The sequence below is a fragment of the Oceanomicrobium pacificus genome (genome assembly GCF_009833495.1).
GTDB lineage: Bacteria > Pseudomonadota > Alphaproteobacteria > Rhodobacterales > Rhodobacteraceae > Oceanomicrobium > Oceanomicrobium pacificus.
The window spans coordinates 424353-442343 of record NZ_WUWG01000003.1 but is presented as its reverse complement, the minus strand read 5'-3'; the positions used below and the strand labels follow the sequence as shown (position 1 = coordinate 442343).

17 protein-coding genes and 1 riboswitch are annotated in these 17991 nt (G+C 65.5%); of the genes, 7 read left to right on the top strand and 10 right to left on the bottom strand.

The annotated features are described in order from the left end of the window. Nucleotides 1-64: 64 nt before the first annotated feature. From ppdK to metZ, 8 genes are all read right to left on the bottom strand, one after another. Nucleotides 65-2755, bottom strand: coding sequence for a pyruvate, phosphate dikinase (ppdK, locus tag GSH16_RS08650; RefSeq protein WP_328803203.1), 2691 nt, complete (start codon nt 2753-2755; stop codon nt 65-67). Between the two features lie 91 nt (nt 2756-2846). Continuing rightward, entirely contained in the window at nt 2847-5063 is a 2217-nt protein-coding gene (glyS, locus tag GSH16_RS08645; protein WP_160854066.1) for a glycine--tRNA ligase subunit beta, read from the bottom strand. Between the two features lie 2 nt (nt 5064-5065). Then, entirely contained in the window at nt 5066-5506 is a 441-nt protein-coding gene (locus tag GSH16_RS15905; protein WP_160854064.1) for a DUF6446 family protein, read from the bottom strand. 34 nt (nt 5507-5540) lie between these two features. Next, nucleotides 5541-6473, bottom strand: a complete 933-nt coding sequence (locus GSH16_RS08635) for a glycine--tRNA ligase subunit alpha (RefSeq protein WP_160854062.1) — start codon at nt 6471-6473, stop codon at nt 5541-5543. 147 nt (nt 6474-6620) lie between these two features. Continuing rightward, nucleotides 6621-8063, bottom strand: coding sequence for a thiamine pyrophosphate-binding protein (locus GSH16_RS08630; RefSeq protein WP_160854060.1), 1443 nt, complete (start codon nt 8061-8063; stop codon nt 6621-6623). 11 nt (nt 8064-8074) lie between these two features. Next, nucleotides 8075-9523, bottom strand: a complete 1449-nt coding sequence (locus GSH16_RS08625; protein ID WP_160854058.1) for a TrkH family potassium uptake protein — start codon at nt 9521-9523, stop codon at nt 8075-8077. Between the two features lie 187 nt (nt 9524-9710). Continuing rightward, nucleotides 9711-10349 (bottom strand): GTP cyclohydrolase I FolE, encoded by a 639-nt coding sequence (gene folE / locus GSH16_RS08620; protein WP_328803202.1) that lies wholly within the window; start codon nt 10347-10349, stop codon nt 9711-9713. A gap of 132 nt (nt 10350-10481) precedes the next feature. Then, complete coding sequence (gene metZ / locus GSH16_RS08615) at nt 10482-11669, bottom strand: O-succinylhomoserine sulfhydrylase (RefSeq protein WP_160854056.1); 1188 nt, start codon at nt 11667-11669, stop codon at nt 10482-10484. Between the two features lie 61 nt (nt 11670-11730). Continuing rightward, nucleotides 11731-11810, bottom strand: a riboswitch (SAM riboswitch). A 264-nt stretch (nt 11811-12074) separates the two neighbouring features. Here metZ and GSH16_RS08610 point away from each other — a divergent pair. The 4 genes from GSH16_RS08610 to GSH16_RS08595 all read left to right on the top strand — a co-directional run bounded on the left by GSH16_RS08610 (nt 12075) and on the right by GSH16_RS08595 (nt 15139). After that, the gene (locus GSH16_RS08610) at nt 12075-12434 is read left to right on the top strand and encodes a PaaI family thioesterase (protein ID WP_205524045.1); all 360 of its coding nucleotides are present in this window, start codon (nt 12075-12077) and stop codon (nt 12432-12434) included. 137 nt (nt 12435-12571) lie between these two features. Then, on the top strand, nt 12572-13282 hold the full coding sequence (locus GSH16_RS08605) for a glutathione S-transferase N-terminal domain-containing protein (protein WP_160854052.1): 711 nt from the start codon (nt 12572-12574) through the stop codon (nt 13280-13282). A 79-nt stretch (nt 13283-13361) separates the two neighbouring features. Next, entirely contained in the window at nt 13362-14405 is a 1044-nt protein-coding gene (gene pyrC / locus GSH16_RS08600) for a dihydroorotase (protein ID WP_160854050.1), read from the top strand. Nucleotides 14406-14443: 38 nt separating this feature from the next. Then, nucleotides 14444-15139 (top strand): orotate phosphoribosyltransferase, encoded by a 696-nt coding sequence (locus tag GSH16_RS08595; protein ID WP_160854048.1) that lies wholly within the window; start codon nt 14444-14446, stop codon nt 15137-15139. 10 nt (nt 15140-15149) lie between these two features. On the opposite strand, the gene GSH16_RS08590 is transcribed toward GSH16_RS08595, so the two are convergent. Further along, on the bottom strand, nt 15150-15905 hold the full coding sequence (locus GSH16_RS08590; RefSeq protein WP_160854046.1) for a GNAT family N-acetyltransferase: 756 nt from the start codon (nt 15903-15905) through the stop codon (nt 15150-15152). Nucleotides 15906-16026: 121 nt separating this feature from the next. On the opposite strand from GSH16_RS08590, the gene msrB reads away from it, so the two are divergent. Then, nucleotides 16027-16437: a peptide-methionine (R)-S-oxide reductase MsrB gene (msrB, locus tag GSH16_RS08585; RefSeq protein ID WP_160854044.1), complete on the top strand. Its 411-nt coding sequence runs from the start codon at nt 16027-16029 to the stop codon at nt 16435-16437. Nucleotides 16438-16465: 28 nt separating this feature from the next. Here msrB and GSH16_RS08580 read toward each other — a convergent pair whose 3' ends face one another. Then, entirely contained in the window at nt 16466-16930 is a 465-nt protein-coding gene (locus GSH16_RS08580; RefSeq protein ID WP_160854042.1) for an outer membrane protein assembly factor BamE, read from the bottom strand. A gap of 113 nt (nt 16931-17043) precedes the next feature. On the opposite strand from GSH16_RS08580, the gene GSH16_RS08575 reads away from it, so the two are divergent. Further along, the gene (locus tag GSH16_RS08575) at nt 17044-17619 is read left to right on the top strand and encodes a YceD family protein (RefSeq protein ID WP_160854040.1); all 576 of its coding nucleotides are present in this window, start codon (nt 17044-17046) and stop codon (nt 17617-17619) included. A gap of 155 nt (nt 17620-17774) precedes the next feature. Then, nucleotides 17775-17981 carry a 50S ribosomal protein L32 gene (gene rpmF, locus GSH16_RS08570; protein ID WP_160854038.1) on the top strand — a complete coding sequence of 69 codons (207 nt, stop codon included), beginning with the start codon at nt 17775-17777 and terminating at the stop codon, nt 17979-17981. Nucleotides 17982-17991 lie beyond the last annotated feature (10 nt).

The window sequence follows — 17991 nt, the reverse complement described above, 5'->3', positions numbered from 1 at the left end:
GACCGGCAACGATTCGCCGATCGGCGTGCGCTGCTACAGGCGGGCTGCCATCCCGCCCTTGACCCTAGCCCGTGCCGCTTGCCGAGCGGGTTGGCGGGACGGAATCGCTCCCAACACCGCGCGCTTCCGGTTCCAGTCCGGGCGCATCCGCTGCCCCGCGGTCGCGCCGGGACAGAAGCGTCGCCTGCGCCGCCGCCAGACGCGCGATCGGCACCCGGAAGGGCGAACAGGACACATAGTCGAATCCGGCCACCTGACAGAAGCGGATCGAAGCGGGATCGCCGCCATGTTCACCGCAAAGCCCCAGCACCAGATCGGGATTTTGCGCCCGGCCCCGGTTCGCGGCAAGCAGGAGCAGCTCCCCCACCCCCTCGACATCGAGGGAATGGAACGGGTCCTCGGGAAAAACGCCTGCATTCACATAGTCGCGCATAAAGCGCCCCGCATCGTCGCGACTGAGCCCGTAAGTCATCTGGGTCAGATCGTTCGTACCGAAACTGAGGAAGGCCGAACTGGCGGCAAGATCGCCCGCGCGCAAGGCCGCACGCGGGGTCTCGACCATGACGCCAAGCTTGTAGGAGAGCGCCTCACCCGCCTGCGCCTGCACCTCCTGCGCGATGGCGTCGATCCGGCTCTTGATCATCTCCACCTCGCGATAGGCGGAGACGAGCGGGATCATGATCTCCGGCACCACAGGCGCGTCGGCGCGGCGGTTTACCGCGAGCGTCGCCTCGAAGATCGCGCGCGACTGCATCTCATAGATTTCGGGCATGGTGATGCCGAGCCGGACACCCCGCTTGCCAAGCATCGGGTTGAATTCGCGCAATTCCTCGGCGCGGCCGGTGACCTGACTGACCGGCAGATCCATCGCCTCGGCCAGATCCTGCATCTCGTCATGCCCGTGTGGCAGGAATTCGTGGAGCGGCGGGTCGAGCAAGCGGATGACCACCGGAAGCCCCTGCATGATCGCGAAAAGCTCTTCGAAATCAGCGCGCTGGATCGGTTGAAGCCGGTCGAGCGCGGCGCGGCGCTCGTCCACATCATCGGCCATGATCATCTGGCGCATGACGTGGATACGGTCTTCCTCGAAGAACATATGCTCGGTCCGGCAGAGCCCGATCCCGTCCACATCGAACTGGCGCGCCAGCCGCCCGTCCTGCGGGGTGTCGGCATTGGCGCGCACGCCGAGCGTGCGGATATCGTCCGACCAGTCCATCACCTTGGCATAGGCGCCGCCAAGTTCGGGCTGGATCATCCGCGCTGCCCCCATCAGGGCCTCGCCGCGTGTGCCGTCGATCGTGACCACGGCGCCCTCGTTGAACTTGCGACCGTCGGCGACCGTGAGCACGCCCTTGCGCAGGTTGAGCCGGATATCGGACGCGCCGACCACGCAGGGCAGACCGAGCCCGCGCGCCACCACGGCCGCGTGGCTCGTCATCCCGCCGCGCGCCGTCAGAACCGCGACCGCCGCATGCATGCCGCGGATGTCTTCAGGGCTGGTCTCGATCCGCACCAGGATCGGCGCCTCGCCCTGTGCCTGCATGGCAAGCGCGGCCTCCGCCGAGAAGACGATCCGCCCGGTCGCGGCGCCGGGACTCGCCGCCAGACCGGTGCCGAACACGTCGCGCCGGGCGTCGGGGTCGATCTGCGGATGAAGATGCTGGATCAGGTTGCGCGGGTCGATCCGGAGGATGGCCTCCTCCCGCGTGATGATGCCGCGGTCGGCCAGATCGACGGCAATGGCCACAGCCCCGCGGGCCGAACGTTTGGCCGGCATCGCGTCGAGCAGCCAGACCTGTCCGCGGTCGAGCGTGAACTCGAACTGGAACCGGTCGCGGAGTCCTTCGGTCGCCTTCAGATCGGCGGCCTGAAGCGCGGTCAGTGCGTCAGGCGCCAGTTCTTCCAGCGCCGGTGCGCTCTGGCCCTCGGCCTCGCGCGACGCGCGGGTGATCAGATGTGGTGTGCGCACGCCCATGAGTGCGTCCTGCCCCTGGCTTTGCGGCAGGAACCGTCCCGTCACCACCGCTTTGCCGCTGTCGGCATCGACCATCTGCACAAGGCCTGACCCGGAAAGCCCCTGCCCGATGCCAAGCGCCATCGTCTGGAGAATGAGCGCCGTTCCGGCCTCGGGATCAGCCCCGCGGGCCTGGCGCAAAATCCGGGCCGAGGGCCGCGCCCAGGCTTCCGCCATCGCGCGGATCGCGGCGCGAAGCTGATCATGCGGATCCTGCGGGAACGGCTCGCCCACCTCGTCTGCATAGAAATCTTTGGATGCATCGACGAGGTCGGACAAATGGCCCGCGTCGAGCCCGTCATGCGTGTCGAGACCGGCGAGCTTCAGTTGGTCATAATAGAGATTCTCGAAATCCTCTGGATCAAGCCCTGCCACACCGGTGCCGAAGCTCTGGATGAACCGGCGGTAGAGGTCGAGCGCAGGCGCCGCGCCGATCGTGGCCGCGAGCTTCTCCGTCTCCCGGTCGGAAAGACCGATATTGAGGATCGCGGTCGGCCCGCCCCAGTCGGACCGTTCGGGGCTGGAGCGGATCGAAAGGATATCCGGCGCGCCGGGAAAGGCGCCAAGGTCGGGCACTGGCGCACCGGTCGCAATCTCGGACACCAGATCGGCCGGCAGGATCAGCCCGTCGGGCACCGGCAGGCCGAGCGCGGCCATCGCGCAGAGCCGCGCCCCGCGCTCGCCATAGACCGCCGGATCGATGCGGCCGGCGGTTGTGATCTGTCTGATGCGCTGCGTCACTGCCCCGTTTCCTGCATGCTCAGGTGCAGTGCAGCATAGACCCGCGTGCTGTGACCACGCAAACGCTATTCAGTGCAGCGGCCGCCGGGATTCAGCCTTCGAGCCGCGTGAAATCAGCCACCTGCCCCATCACCTGACGGATCCGGTTGAGCAGGCAGAGCCGGTTCCGGCGCACGATCTGGTTGTCGCTGTTGACCTGTACCGCTTCGAAGAACGCGTCGATCGGCGCGCGCAACTCGGCCATATGCTGCATGGCGGCGGCAAAATCCTCCGCCCCCATTGCCGTGGCAATCGCAGGTTCCGCCCGGTCGAGCGCCGCAAAGAGCGACTTCTCGGTCGGTTCCTCGGCAAATTTCACGTCCGGATCGAGCGAATATTCGATCCCGTCCTTCTTTTCCTCGGCCGTCAGGATGTTGTTCGCCCGCTTGAAGCCCTGCAGCAGGTTTTCCCCGTCGTCCGTGCCAAGGAAGGCCGACAGGCTCCGCGCCCGTGCCATCAGAAGCGTCAGGTCATCAGAACCGGGCATCGCAAGGCAGGCCGCGATCACATCGTGCCGGATGCCCTGATCGCGCAGATGCACGGTCAGCCGGTCATGGATGAAGGACAGAAGATCGTCGGCAATCGCGTCGAGGCTGCGGTCAGCCCCGCCATGCTCTGCCAACCGGTCGGCAATGGCATCGAAAGCCGCGCCGAAAAGGCCCTTCTTCACCAGATCGTCCAGCATGGCGTTCAGCGCAGCCGTGTCCGCATCGGCCCCGCCGCCCGCTTGCGCGATTTCGTGGCGCAGAAGCTGGGCCACGATGACCGGACGGAGCGGCAGGCGCAAATCGCCCGCCTCGATGATCCGGATCACGCCGAGCGCGGCACGGCGGAGCGCAAACGGATCCTTCGACCCGGTCGGCTTTTCGTCGATCGACCAGAAGCCGGTCAGGATGTCGAGCTTGTCGGCCAGCGCCACGGCAACCGAAACCGGCCCCTCGGGTACGGAATCGGACGCGCCGAGCGGCTGATAGTGCCCGGTGCAGGCGTCGGCCACCGCGTCTGGCAGACCCGCCGCGCGGGCATAATATCCGCCCATCACGCCCTGCAATTCGGGAAACTCGTAGACCATCTCGGACGAGAGGTCGGCCTTGACGATACGCGCGGCTTGCTGGGCCTGTCCGGCCTCAGCGCCAACCGGTCCGGCCAGATCGCCGGATAGCGCTTCGATACGCGCGATCCGGTCAGCCTGGCTGCCGAGCTTGTTGTGGAAGGTGACCTGCGCCAGCGGCGTGGCCATCGCATCGAGCCCGCCCTCTGCCACACGACGCAAGTCATTGTCCCAGAAGAATTTTGCGTCTGCGAGCCGTGCCGACAGGACCTTGCCATTGCCGGCAAGGATGGTCGCGCCCTGATCGGCGGTTTCGCGGTTGGCGACAGTCACGAATTTCTCGATCCGGCCGGTTTTCGGGTTCCGGACGGAGAAGAATTTCTGATGTTCCTTCATCGAGGTCTGCAGCACTTCGGGCGGCAGGTCGAGGAACGTGTCGGCAATGTCACCCATCAGCACGACCGGCCATTCCACGAGACCGGCCACCTCGGCCAACAGGCCGCGATCCTCCACCAGATCGAGACCCTGCGCGAAGGCCATCTGGCGCGCATCCTCCCAGATCCGGTCGGCGCGTTCCTGCGGATCGAGGATCACATGCGCGGCCTTCAGCTTGGCGGCATAATCCTCGAAACCCGTCACGCTGATCGTGCCGTGCCCCATGAACCGATGGCCCTGCGTGGTCGTGCCGCTCTCGATCCCGTCCACCTCGAACGGCACCAGTTCGGCCCCGGCCTCGTCCGACAGGATGCACAGGATCGAGTGAAGCGGACGCACCCAGCGCAGGCTGCCCGCACCCCAGCGCATGGATTTCGGCCATGGGAAGGTGCGGATCGTGTTTGTCACGGTCTCCGCGATGATCTCGGCAGCCGGCCGTCCGGGCCGCCGGATCGTTGCAAAAAAGACCTGGCCCTTCTTGTCGTCCCGGACCTCCAGCGCGTCTCGGCTGAGGCCCGTGGAGCGCAGGAACCCCTCGATGGCCTTTTCCGGCGCATCGGTACGCGGACCTTTACGTTCCTCGACCGTGGTCGGGCTCTCACCGAGCAGGTCGTGGACAGCCAGCGTCAGGCGACGCGGGGTGGCGAAACTCTCCGCCGCCGCATAGGTCAGACCGGCCTCGACCAGCCCGTCGGTCACCAGCTTTTTGAGGTCGGCCGCGGCGCGTGCCTGCATGCGGGCGGGAATTTCCTCGGAAAAGAGTTCAAGCAGCAAATCGGGCATGATCAATCCGTGTATTTCTCGTTGAGCTGACGCCACTGGAAGCCGCGTCCATCGGGATAGACGGCCACCAGCCGGTCGATCCCGTCCTTGTCATTCTCGGCCGCCATATAGGCCGTGGCGCGCCCCGCATCGAGGTCGTCCTGCAGCGCGGCGGCATCGAAACAGTCGAACCAGCGCGGCGGCGTCAGCGGTGTCGGCGCGGCGGCGACGGGCAGCCCGTCGAAAGCCTGCGGGTCGGTGCGGAAACAGCCGCGCAGTTTCAGCCCGGACGTGTCCGCGTCGATCCCGTCATACTCGCTGACAGCAACCTCCTGCCCGGCGACGGTGATCGCTGACAGGCCCGACACGCGCTCGTAATAGGCATAGACCTGAAAATAGTAGAGCGCGGCGCCGAACAGCACCGCGAACAGGACAAGCCCGCCACCGAGCCAGCGCCCGGTCACAGGAGCCTCCGGCCGTCAGGATGGCTGCGACGGCTCACGCCTGCCGGCCCGCTTCGGTCTGGACGAACGCGTCCGCGCATTGTTTGGCCAGCGCCCGGACCCGCCCGATATAGGCCTGCCGTTCGGTGACGGAGATCACGCCGCGTGCGTCGAGAAGGTTGAACAGATGGCTCGCCTTGATGCACTGGTCGTAGGCCGGGTGCGCCATGATGATGTCGCGCCCCGTCTGCGGGTCCCGCGCCGGTTCGGCCAGAATGCGGGCGCATTCGGCTTCGGCATCCTCGAAATGGCGCAGGAGCGTATCCGTGTCCGCACGGTCGAAGTTCCAGGCGGAAAATTCCTGCTCGGTCTGGCGGAACACGTCGCCATAGCGCAACGGGATCGGCGCGTCCGGATCATTGAACGGCATGTCCATCACGTGATCGACGCCCAGCACATACATGGCAAGACGTTCCAGACCATAGGTCAGCTCGCCCGAAACCGGGCGGCAGTCATGGCCGCCGACCTGCTGGAAATAGGTGAACTGGCTCACCTCCATCCCGTCGCACCAGACCTCCCATCCGAGGCCCCATGCGCCGAGCGTCGGGCTTTCCCAGTCATCCTCGACAAAGCGGATATCATGCATTTCCATGTCGATGCCGATCGCATCGAGCGAGCCGAGATAAAGCGCCTGCAGGTCCGGCGGGCTCGGCTTGATGATGACCTGATACTGGTAATAGTGCTGCAAACGGTTCGGGTTCTCGCCATAGCGCCCGTCGGTCGGCCGGCGTGAGGGCTGGACATAGGCCGCTGCCCAGGGCGTTGCACCGAGCGCACGTAGCGTCGTCGCCGGGTGGAAGGTGCCCGCGCCGACTTCCATGTCATAGGGCTGCAACACGGCGCAGCCCTGCCGCGCCCAGTAGGATTGCAGGCGCAGGATGATCTCCTGGAAGCTGCGCGGCGGGCGCGAAGTGTCTGTGGCGGTCATGGGCGTGGATCCTGAAGGCGCAATCGGGTCTGTCGGGTTCGAGCCACTGCATAAGGTGCGCGACCCGAAGGGTCAATTGCCCGAACCGCGCAGAGGTCGAGGGGATTTCCGGCCGATATGAATGCAGCGTCTCTGCAGGTCCCGAGGTCAGCTGAGCCGCACGAGGCGCGGGGCATCGCTCCAGAGCGCCCTGTCGACCGCTGCGGCCAGCCCCGGACGCTCGGGCGGGCGGTCCGGCAAGGTGACAACGGGCAGCGACAGGCCGCGCTCTTCCAGTAGCGCCACCGCCTGCCGCGCGGCGCCGCATCCGGCCTCGCGGGCGAGGCAAAGCACCGGCGCTTCCGGCGCATCGAGCCGCGCGCCCACCGCGGCCAGCACCGCCGCGCCCGGATGGCCGTCTGTCGGGATCGTGTGGAAGCGCGACGGCCGGTCGAAATCGAGCCCGCGGCGCAACGCATCGCTGAGCGCATGGGGTTCGGCAAAGATCGTGGCACCGTAGGGCAGCACCCCGCGCAGGTCGCGCACGGCATCCGCCCAGGGCCGGTCCTGAAGATCATAGCCCGACCAGAGCCGGGCCTTGATCCGTGCCAGCTCGGCCGGGTTCCAGAACACCTGATTGCGCCGCCGTGACAGGACCCGTGCTAGACGGCTGGCAAACCAGTCGGCATCCGACTGGATGGCCATGTCGATCCCCTGCCCCGGTGTCAGCCCTTCCTCGGCCGCGGCGGCGTCGCGGTCCACCCGGATCACGCGGCGCCGCCGGTCGTTATCGGCCAGCATCGACAGGTCCACGCCGGTTCCGATCGCGACCACCAGATCGGCCGCTTCCACCATCTTGCGGCAGTCCGGCCGGTCAAGGCAGGCGCCGAGGTTGAGCGGGTGGCCATCGGCCAGCACACCCCGCCCGGCCGGGCTCGACAGGACCGCGCAACCGCTGACAGCGACAAGGGCGCGGATGCCGTGGGCCGCATGGCGGCACCCGCCGCCGATCACCAGAAGCGGGCGCTCCGATTCCATCCAGATACTGGCGGCGGCCTCGATCACCCGGCGGCTGGCGCGCATCCCTTCGGCGAAGTCCACCTCGTCGATCTGAACCGGCAGGGTCGGCACCGGGCGATCCAGCCAGCCGGTCTGCAGATGCAGCGCCTGCATGCCCTGCCGCGGCATTTCCAGTGCCTCGAAGGCCCGTTCCAGCGCGGTCAGCGCCGCTTCGGGCGTTCCGGGCTGGCGCAGGGCCGGCACGGCGGCGCGCACGAGTTTTGCGGGATCAGGCGCCTCGTCCGGGCCGCCATGGCTCATCAGGACCCAGCGGGGATGGTCTTCGCGCCCGACTGCGCCCAGCGCCTGCGCGACCCCGCCCGCACCGTCCACGAGGCAGAGCACCGGTCGGCCGGTCAGGCGGCTCGACCCGTCGGCCATCCAGGCCGCGCCGGACGCGCAAGGCGCCGAAAAGCCCCGCAATCCGGCTTGCGCAATGCCTTCCCGGATCGCCGGCGTCAGCGACGTGTCAGTTCCGAAGATCGATTCGACACCGTGATCTGCCAATACGCGGCAGAGACGGGTGCCGAGAGACGGGATGCCTCTCTCCATGGGTACGCACCTCAGGTCCGCCAGAAAGCGGCGGTAAACAGAACATAAACAGCAACCAGTTCAAGGCGGCCAGTGATCATGGCTGCGCTCAAAACCCATTTCACTGTGTCCGACAGGCCGGAAAAGTTTCCGGTCGGACCGATTTCCGGACCCAACCCTGGGCCGATATTGGCAAGGGCGGTGGCCGCGCCGGAAATGGCAGTGATGGGCTCCAAACCCAACAAAGACAGAAGGATAGACAGCATTGTCAATGTAAGCAAGAACATCGCGAAAAAAGCCATGACCGAGTTGATGACATCCTCGGTAATCGGCTTGTCGCCATAGCGGGGCGTGAAGACGCCGCGCGGCGAGTGGATACGTTTGACTTGCGTGACAAGGGTGGACCAGAGGATCTGGAACCGGAAAATCTTGATCGAACAGCTGGTGGAGCCGGCGCAGCCGCCGACGAGCCCGATCAGGAAGAAGAGCACGATCGAGAAGCTGCCCCAGGACTGGTAGTCCGCGCTGGCATAGCCGGTGCCCGAGATGATCGAGATCGAGTTGAAGATGGATTCGCGCAGTCCCTGATGGACCCCGAGCCCGACCTGCACCAGCGTCCAGTAGCCGAGCACGACGGCAATGATGGCCAGAAAGGCGATATAGGCGCGGACCTGCGCGTCGCGGAAGAGCGAGCCCATATCGCCGGCCACCATCTGCACGTAGCGCGCGAACGGCAGGCTTGCGAGGATCATGAAGACCGACGCCACCCATTCCGCAGCCGGCTCGAAATGGCCGAGCGACGCATCCTTGGTGGAAAACCCGCCGGTGGAGACGGTCGTCATCGCATGGACGATCGCATCGAACGCGTCGAGCCCCGCCCACATGTAGCTGAGGATGCAGGCCAGCGTGATGACGAGGTAGATGACCGAGATCGAGCCCGCGATCTCGGCCGCGCGGGGCAGGATCTTGCCGAACGTGTCGAACCCTTCGGACTGGAAGAGCTGCATCCCGCCGACTTTCAGCATCGGCAGGAAGGCAATGGCGACAACGATGATGCCGACCCCGCCCAACCATTGCAGCACCCCGCGCCACATGAGCGTGCCCTGCGGCATTGCATCGAGACCGCTGAACACGGTCGATCCGGTGGTGGTGATCCCCGACACGGCCTCGAAATAGGCGTCCGTGAAGCTCGCATCCGGCGCGCCGAGCACGAAGGGCAGCGCCCCGAACACCGGCAGCACCACCCAGACGAACGTGGTCAGCAGGAACACTTGCTGCCGCGTCAGGCCCTCGGTGATCGCATTGCCCGTGGACAGGGCCATGACGGCACCCGCCACCACCGTGATGAGCGCGGAGGAGGCAAAGGTGCCCCACTGGTCGCGGGCATAGATCAGGTCGGCCACGAGGGGAATCAGCATTGTCCCGCCAAGAGCAAGGACCAGCAGGCCGATCACGTGAACGACGGGACGGACATCAATCATGATGGGGCAGGCTTGGTGAGAAGCCCCGCATCTGTCAAGCGGCAGAGCGGCGGGCACGCCCCGCCCTGCCCTTTGCGTGACTGCAGCGCCGCACCTGTCCGGGCAGGCTGCGCGACCGCTGGACACGCCACAAAAAAGGCGGCCGGTGCCATGACCGCCGCCTTTCCCTTGCGCGCCGCGCTCAGTGTCAGCTCAGACGGTTCGTCGGGTTGCCGATGATGTTGAGGAACTCCTTGCGCGTCGACGGGTCGTCGCGGAAGGACCCCAGCATGGTCGAGGTCACCATCGAGACGCCGGGCTTGTGCACGCCGCGGGTCGACATGCAGTGATGCTCGCCTTCCAGCACCACAGCCACACCTTTCGGCTTCAGCACCGTGAAAAGCGTCTGGGCGATCTGCGCGTTCATCTTTTCCTGCACCTGCAAACGCTTGGCATAGGCGTCGACCAGGCGGGCCAGCTTGGAAATGCCGACAACCCGGTCCGTCGGGATATAGCCGACATGGGCCTTGCCGATGATCGGGGCCATGTGATGCTCGCAATAACTCTCGAACCGGATGTCGCGCAGGACGACCATCTCGTCATAGCCCTCGACCTCCTCGAAGGTGCGCTGGAGCATCGCGTCCGGATCCTCGTTATAGCCGCGGAACCAGTCCTGATAGGCTCGGGCCACGCGCGACGGCGTGTCGAGCAGCCCTTCGCGGTGCGGGTCGTCGCCAGCCCAGCGCAGGAGCGTGCGCACGGCATCCTCCGCCTCCTCGCGGGTCGGGCGGGCATCGGGGCGTTGGACGGGCATCCGTCCTTTCAGGTTCTTTTCGACTTTGGTCACGGCGCTCCCTCCAGCTGGACCCGGTCAGGCAGACACTATCAGATAGGGCGCCTGTGCGGGTAAACAACGATCTTTACGGTCCGCGGTGCGGATCCGGACCAGTTCTTCACCCGAACGTGATGCCAGCGGCGCTCAAAGCGCCGCGTCGAGCGCACCTTGAAGGTCTGCGAGCAGATCGCCTGCATCCTCCAGCCCAACGGACAGGCGCACGAGCCCGCGCGAGATGCCCAGTTCCTGCCGCTGCTCTTCGGTCAGCCGCTGATGGGTGGTGGTCGACGGATGGGTCGCGAGCGACTTGGCATCGCCAAGGTTGTTGGAGATCAGCACGATCTTCAGCGCGTTGAGGAACCGGAAGGCCGCCGCCTGCCCGCCCTTCAGCTCCAGCGACAGCATGGTGCCGCCGGCGCTCATCTGGCGCTTCACCACGTCGGCCTGCGGATGGTCCGGATCGCCGGGGAAAATGACTTTCTGAAGCGCGGCATGGCCCGCCACACCCTGCGCCAGCTTTTCGGCCGTTTCCGCCTGTGCCCGGCACCGCAGATCGAGCGTTTCCAGCCCCTTGAGCATCACCCAGGCGTTGAACGGGCTGAGCGCCCCGCCGGTATGTTTCAGGAACCCTTCGAGCGGTCCGCGGATGAATTCCTCGGTCCCGATCACGACGCCGCCCAGACAACGGCCCTGCCCGTCGATATGTTTGGTCGCGGAATAGATCACCACGTCGGCCCCGAGCGCCAGCGAACGCTGGAAAATCGGGGTGGCAAAGACATTGTCCACCACGACCTGCGCGCCCTTGGCATGGGCGATGTCGGCCACGGCAGCAATATCGATCACCTCCAGCGTCGGGTTCGACATGGCCTCGAGGAAGACAAGTTTCGTGTCATCGCGCACCGCGGCGCGCCATTGGTCCATGTCCGTGCCGTCGACGAATGTCACCTCCACCCCGAAGCGCGGCAGCAGGGTTTCGACAATGTAGAGGCAGGAGCCGAAAAGCGCCTTGGCCGAGACGATATGATCGCCGGCCTGCAACTGGCAGAACAGGGCGCCATGGACGGCGGCCATGCCCGAGGCGGTGGCGAAGGCGGCCTCCGCCCCTTCGAGCTGCGCGATACGGTCCTCGAACATGCGAACGGTCGGGTTGCCGTAGCGGGCATAGATGAAGCCCTCTTCCTCGGTCTCCCCGATGAACCGTTCCTCGGCGGTCTCCGCGTCGGGATAGACAAATCCCTGTGTCAGGAAGATCGCCTCGGACGTTTCGGCATATTGAGAGCGGCGGGTGCCGCCATGGACCAGTGCGGTCCGCGGGTTCCATTCTGTCGTCATCGCATGTCAGGCCGGTGCGCGGCCCCTCCTTAAAAACAAAGCCCCGATCGGGCGCGATCGGGGCCAGAGGGCCTCGACCTCTTTAGCGGCATGTTTTGAGTGGCCCGCAATCCGGTTCGACAAATCGCCACTGACGGCGCTTTTAGCGCAGCGCTCCGGTCCGGTCAATTCCGGCGCATGCATTCCGTGCGGGACCGCCGGACCCCGTTGCCGGGAAGGTTGCGCCGCGCCCCGCGGCCGGATTAACTCTGGTCGAAGACGACATCAGGAGCCGGACCGCTGACACATTCAGACACGAATACAGGGCCGCGACGCTATACGCCGCTCGACCCCGAGGCGATTGACGGCCTGACCGGGCTGGAGGTGATGTCGCGCATTGCCGACGGGCGGTTTCCGCAGCCCCCCATGGCCGGCATGCTGGGATTCCATCTGGTCGAGGTCGGCTATGGCACCGCCCTCTTCGAAGGCGTGGCGGGACCGGCGCATCTGAACGCGCTCGGCGGGGTGCACGGGGGTTTTGCGCTCGCGCTGGTCGACAGCGCCTGCGGTTGCGCGGGCCATTCGACGCTGGCTGCGGGCGAGGCCTACACGACGGTGGAGACCAAGGCCAATCTGACCCGCCCGATCCCGACAGACGGCACGCCGGTGCAGTGCACTGGAACGGTTGTCACGCGCGGCCGCAAGCTCATCGTCGTGGAGGCCAAGCTGACCCTGCCCGACGGCAAGGTTGCGGCCGTCGGCACGTCGACCCTGATCGTCTTGTGATGCGCGGTGACCTGATGCCGGCGGCCGCCCCCTTCCAATAGCGGCGCAACGCCCCTATCTCTGACCGACACCCAATGGTGGTCCGGTTCCGGTCCGCCCAAATCCAAGAACAGATCCGACGCCTGCAAGGAGGCCCAATGTCCAAGCCGATCGAACTCTATTACTGGCCGACCCCGAACGGCTGGAAAATCTCCATCGCGCTGGAGGAGATGGGCCTGCCCTACAATCTCAACCTCGTCGACATCGGTGCGGGCGAGCAATTCAATCCCGATTTCCTGAAGATCGCGCCCAACAACCGGATGCCCGCGATCATCGATCCGGACGGACCGGATGGCGAACCGATCTCGATTTTCGAAAGCGGGGCGATCCTGCAATATCTGGCCCGCAAGACAGGCCAGTTCGGGGGGCGCACCGAGCGCGAGCGGATCGAGGTCGACCAGTGGCTGATGTGGCAGATGGGCGGGCTCGGCCCGATGGCCGGCCAGGCGCATCATTTCCTGAAATATGCACCTTCCATGACCCCGCCCAATGACCTGCCCTATGCCAAGGACCGCTACCGCAACGAGACCGGACGGCTCTATGGCGTTCTGAACCGCCGTCTGGCGGACCGCGACTTCGTGGCGGGGGACGAGTTCACCATCGCCGATATGGCCATCTGGCCGTGGGCGAGCCTCTGGGAAGGCCAGCAGCAGGATATCGAGAAATTTCCATATATGAAGATCTGGCTGGAGCGCGTCGGGTCGCGTCCGGGCGTGAAAGCCGGCCGAGCCGTGGCGGCAGAGAAGCGCAACCGCATCCAGGACGACAAGAAGGCCCAGTCGGTCCTGTTCGGCCAGACAGCCCGATAAGTCCCGCGCCCACTGGCAGGGCGCAGACATTCATGCTATCGGGCGGCGACCTTCCCGCGACGCCGCCCGAGGAGCTTCCATGACGACCCGCCTGACCCTGCGCCGCCCCGATGATTGGCATCTGCACCTGCGCGACGGCGCGATGCTTCAGGCCGTGGCGCCGGTCTCCGCCGACCATTTCGGCCGCGCCATCATCATGCCGAACCTCGTGCCGCCCGTGGTCACGTCCAAGGACGCCGCCGCCTATCGCGACCGAATCATGGCTGCCATCGGCGACCGACCCTTCACGCCCCTCATGACACTGTACCTGACCGAGACGACCGACCCGGGCGACGTGGCCGCGGCGGCGGAAAGCGGTCTTGTCACCGCGGTCAAGCTCTACCCGGCAGGTGCGACAACCAACAGCCAGTCGGGCGTGCGCGACATCGAAAAGGCCCTGCCGGTGCTGGAAAAAATGGCAGAGATCGGCCTGCCGCTATGCGTGCATGGCGAAGTGACGACGCCGGAGGTCGACATTTTCGACCGCGAGGCCGTCTTTATCGAAACCGTGCTCGATCCGCTCCGCCAGCGTCTGCCGCAGCTGCGGGTCATCATGGAACATGTGACGACTGCCGACGGTGTGAACTATGTGCGCGACAATGCGCTCAACCTTGCCGCGACAATCACCCCGCACCACCTGATCCTGACCCGCAACCACATCCTCGTGGGCGGAATCAAGCCGCATTACTACTGCCTGCCGGTCGCCAAGCGCGAGACACACCGCGCCGCGCTGGTGGCAGCGGCCACGAGCGGCCACCCGCGCTTCTTTCTCGGCACCGACAGCGCACCGCATGTCGACCCGCTGAAAGAAAGCGCCTGCGGCTGCGCCGGGGTTTTCTGCGCGCCCAACACGCTCAGCTGTCTGGCGGAAGTGTTCGAGGCCGAGGGCGCGCTCGACCATCTGGAGGCCTTCACCAGCCTCAACGGGCCGGGTTTCTACCGGCTGCCCTATAACGAGGCGACGGTGACGTTGGTGCGGCAGGACGAACCGGTAATCTACCCCGACAAGATCGAGACAGGCGACGGTCCGGTAACCGTTTTCGACCCGGGCTTCCCGCTCCACTGGCGGGTTGAAACGGACTAAGCGACAGACACGAGCAGAGGCGAGACAGAGGATAGAGCATGCACAATTCCAGCTTCCCGGACAGCGAGACCATGGCCCGCCTGACAGCAAAAATGCTGTTGGAAATCAAGGCCGTCCATTTCGATACTGAGAGCCCGTACAAGCTTGCGTCCGGCATCATCTCACCGTCCTACATCGATTGTCGCAAGCTCATCTCCTACCCGCGCATCCGCTCTACCCTGATGGATTTCGCAACCGCGACCGTGCTGCGCGACGCGGGCTTCGAGGCGTTCGATTCCGTGGCCGGCGGCGAGACGGCGGGCATTCCCTTCTCAGCCTGGATTGCGGAACGGATGGGGCTGCCCATGCAATATGTCCGCAAGAAACCGAAAGGCTATGGCCGCGACGCGCAGATCGAGGGCCAGCTGAACGAGGGCGACCGGGTGCTTCTGGTGGAGGACCTGACCACGGATGGCGGCTCGAAGATCAAGTTTGTGGAAGCACTGCGCAAAGCCGGCGCGACCTGCGATCATACGATCGTGCTCTTCTTCTACGATATCTTCCCGGACACGCGAGCCAATCTGGCCGAACATGGGGTGACGCTGCATGCGCTCGCGACCTGGCACGACGTGCTGGCAGAGGCCAAGGCGGGCAACCATTTCGACACGAAGACCCTAAGCGAGGTGGAGAAATTCCTCGGCGACCCGCTCGGCTGGTCCGGCGCCCATGGCGGGGTCGATACCGTTTCGCGCTGAAACTTCAGCCTCAGACGCCGGCGCCTTGCAGAAGCAGGCGGCGGCGTGCAGCGGGGATGCGCCGCACCTCCAGTCCCGTGAAGACATGGAGCGTACCCAGATCGCGGTCGATCACCGCATGGTCGGACACCCAGCCCCCCATGACCAGATAGCTCCGCAGCAAGGGCGGCATCGCCCCCATGGCCTGTTTCAGGTCCGGGCGGCGCAGCCGCAGATTGCGGGCGAAGTCGAAGATCCGCGGCGCTTTCACGCGCGGCAGCCAGCGGCGCGGCGCAAGATGTTTCTGCTGCAGCAGGAGAAACGCCTCCTCATAGGGCGTGGCCTCCGTGCCCGAAAAGCTTGAACAGCCGAACAGGAACCGCACCTTGTGGCGGGTGACATAGCGGGTCATCTCCGCCCATGCGAGGCGCAGGATATCCGGATGCCCCTGCCCCGGCGCGACGCAGAACCGGCCCATCTCGACCATCGGGCCGCGCATCCGACCGAGGCGCGACAGGTCGTAGAATTGCGCGGAATAGCTGCCCGCGATCTCCGCCCCGCTGTCGAGATGCAGGAACCGGTAGCAGCAGACGAGCGCGCCGCTGACTGTCTCCTCGACCAGCACATGGTGGCAACGGGCATCGAAATCGTCGAAATCGCGGCCGTCCGGTGTGATGCCCCCCGCCGTCCCACGAAAAGCCCGATAGCGCAATTCCTGAGCCCGCAATATGTCCTTCGGTGCCCGTGTCAGGCGCACCCGGTAGCGCGGTTTCTGCTCCTGAACCATATCACACCTTTGCCATGCCACTGTTGCGAGGCCTGTTTAGCGGCGCATCTTGACCTATATGTGACGCATGGAAAACCGAGACAAGACCGACGCGGCGACCGCCGCGCTCAAGGAGGACAGGATGGCTACGGAGGCACGGGAAAAAATCGTCAAGACCGATGAGGAATGGAAAGCGCAGCTTTCGCCGCTCGCTTTCAAGGTGGCGCGGCGCAAGGGCACCGAACGCGCCTTCACGCATGACGATTTTCCCAAGGGACCGGGCCTGTTCCGGTGTCTGTGCTGCGACCAGCCGCTCTTCGAGGCGTCTACGAAGTTCGACAGCGGCACAGGATGGCCGAGTTTTACGGCGCCCGTCGATGCCGACGCGGTCGACGAGAAGGATGACCGGTCGTGGTTCATGCGCCGTACGGAAGTGCTTTGCAGCCGCTGCGACGCGCATCTGGGCCATGTCTTTCCCGACGGACCGGCCCCGACCGGATTGCGCTACTGCATGAACGGCAGCGTCATGCGCTTCGATCCGGCGGAGGACTGATCCGCCGGCGCATGCCTCCGGCTGGCGATTACTGGTCCGCGAGCAGCTGCGACGGGTCGATATTGCCGATATTGCCGAAGATCTCTCCGAGGATGTTCGACTCGGTGCCGCGGGCCTCGGTGGTGCGGGTTGTCAGATTGATGATCCGCCCGTCTTCCAGCCCGTATTCGTTTATTCCGCGGATGACGCCGGCCTGATCGAAGGTGATTTCCACCACTCGGCGGTCGACCACACGTGGCGCATTGTAGGTATATTGCTCCATCCGCGTTTCGACATAGTACCAGGATCGGTCGCCGAGGATGCCCGCGCTCGACGGGCGGCCGATCTCGGTCTCGACCGACTCGATCGTGTCCACGCCGATGATGAGAGACTGCAATAACGAACGGTCGGGGACGAACCCGTGCACCTGGCTCGTCGGCGCGCAGCCGGCCAGAAGCCCCCCCGACAGGAGTGTGGCGGCCAGAAGGGATTTTCGGATCGTCGTCGGAATCATCGTCGTCAGTCACCCAAGTTGCTCTTGCTCACCTACCCCCTGCGTGATCTACATTCAAGGAACGAGGTTGTGCCCGCGCGGTGCGGCCCGCGCCAATGACCGGTCAGAACCCTATGGCAAAAACGCCCGATTTCCCCTCAGAAACACCGGAATTCAGCCGGCCGCTGGATGTGGCACGGTTGCGCTCCAATGGCGAGCATGTGTTCGATCTGAAGCCGACCGCGGACGAGGAACGCGCGCTGGCGGACGTTCTGGGTGCCGATTCGGTCCGCAAGATGCGGTTCGAGGGCCATATCCGCCCCTCCGGGCGCAAGGGCTGGCGGCTGAAGGGCAATCTGGGGGCGACCGTCGTACAGGCCTGCGTGGTCACGGGCGAACCGGTCAAGACCCGCGTCGACACGGGCGTGAGCCGGATCTACCAGCCCGATGCGATGGCAGACGCGACGGATCTGGAGGTCGAACTGACCGACGAGGATATCGATCTGGAGCCGCTGGGCGAGCGGATCGACCTTGGTCTGGTGGCGATGGAAGCGCTGGCGCTGGCCCTGCCCGACTATCCGCGCGTGCCCGGTGCGCGCCTCGAGGACGCCCAGTTCGCCGCGCCCGGCGTCACGCCGATGACCGATGATGATGCCAAACCATTTGCCGGACTGGCGGCGCTGAAAAGCAAGTTGGAGGGCGGTTCATGAAATCGTCAGAAAAGACTTGCGGACCCCGCCAATATCGCTATTTTCCCGGCTTCGTTTCCTGTTCGGTTTCCCACGGGATGTCGCGCCACGCTTGCGCGATGCTTGTGGCACCGGCAAAGAGGGGCCTGGGCCCCAAAAATGCTTGAGGTCTAGATATGGCTGTCCCTAAGAGTAAGATCACCCGCTCCAAGCGTGGTATGCGCCGTGCCCACGATGCGCTCGTGGCTGGCAACCCCAACGAATGCCCCAACTGCGGCGAACTGAAGCGTCCGCATCACGTCTGCGGCGCCTGCGGTCACTATGCCGACCGTGAAGTCGTCGCTTCGGCCGATCTGGTCGACCTGGACGAAGACGCGGCATAATCTGGCTGAC

Bases quoted from the DNA above. Each gene is read 5' to 3' on its own strand.
- rpmF (WP_160854038.1), top strand. From the start codon at position 17,775: ATGGCTGTCCCTAAGAGTAAGATCACCCGCTCCAAGCGTGGTATGCGC.
- glyS (WP_160854066.1), bottom strand. From the start codon at position 5,063: ATGCCCGATTTGCTGCTTGAACTCTTTTCCGAGGAAATTCCCGCCCGC.
- GSH16_RS08605 (WP_160854052.1), top strand. From the start codon at position 12,572: ATGTCCAAGCCGATCGAACTCTATTACTGGCCGACCCCGAACGGCTGG.
- GSH16_RS08610 (WP_205524045.1), top strand. From the start codon at position 12,075: ATGGCCGGCATGCTGGGATTCCATCTGGTCGAGGTCGGCTATGGCACC.
- GSH16_RS08630 (WP_160854060.1), bottom strand. From the start codon at position 8,063: ATGGAGAGAGGCATCCCGTCTCTCGGCACCCGTCTCTGCCGCGTATTG.
- GSH16_RS08625 (WP_160854058.1), bottom strand. From the start codon at position 9,523: ATGATTGATGTCCGTCCCGTCGTTCACGTGATCGGCCTGCTGGTCCTT.
- GSH16_RS08635 (WP_160854062.1), bottom strand. From the start codon at position 6,473: ATGACCGCCACAGACACTTCGCGCCCGCCGCGCAGCTTCCAGGAGATC.
- GSH16_RS08575 (WP_160854040.1), top strand. From the start codon at position 17,044: ATGGCAAAAACGCCCGATTTCCCCTCAGAAACACCGGAATTCAGCCGG.
- GSH16_RS08580 (WP_160854042.1), bottom strand. From the start codon at position 16,930: ATGATTCCGACGACGATCCGAAAATCCCTTCTGGCCGCCACACTCCTG.
- GSH16_RS08595 (WP_160854048.1), top strand. From the start codon at position 14,444: ATGCACAATTCCAGCTTCCCGGACAGCGAGACCATGGCCCGCCTGACA.
- metZ (WP_160854056.1), bottom strand. From the start codon at position 11,669: ATGACGACAGAATGGAACCCGCGGACCGCACTGGTCCATGGCGGCACC.
- pyrC (WP_160854050.1), top strand. From the start codon at position 13,362: ATGACGACCCGCCTGACCCTGCGCCGCCCCGATGATTGGCATCTGCAC.
- msrB (WP_160854044.1), top strand. From the start codon at position 16,027: ATGGCTACGGAGGCACGGGAAAAAATCGTCAAGACCGATGAGGAATGG.
- GSH16_RS08590 (WP_160854046.1), bottom strand. From the start codon at position 15,905: ATGGTTCAGGAGCAGAAACCGCGCTACCGGGTGCGCCTGACACGGGCA.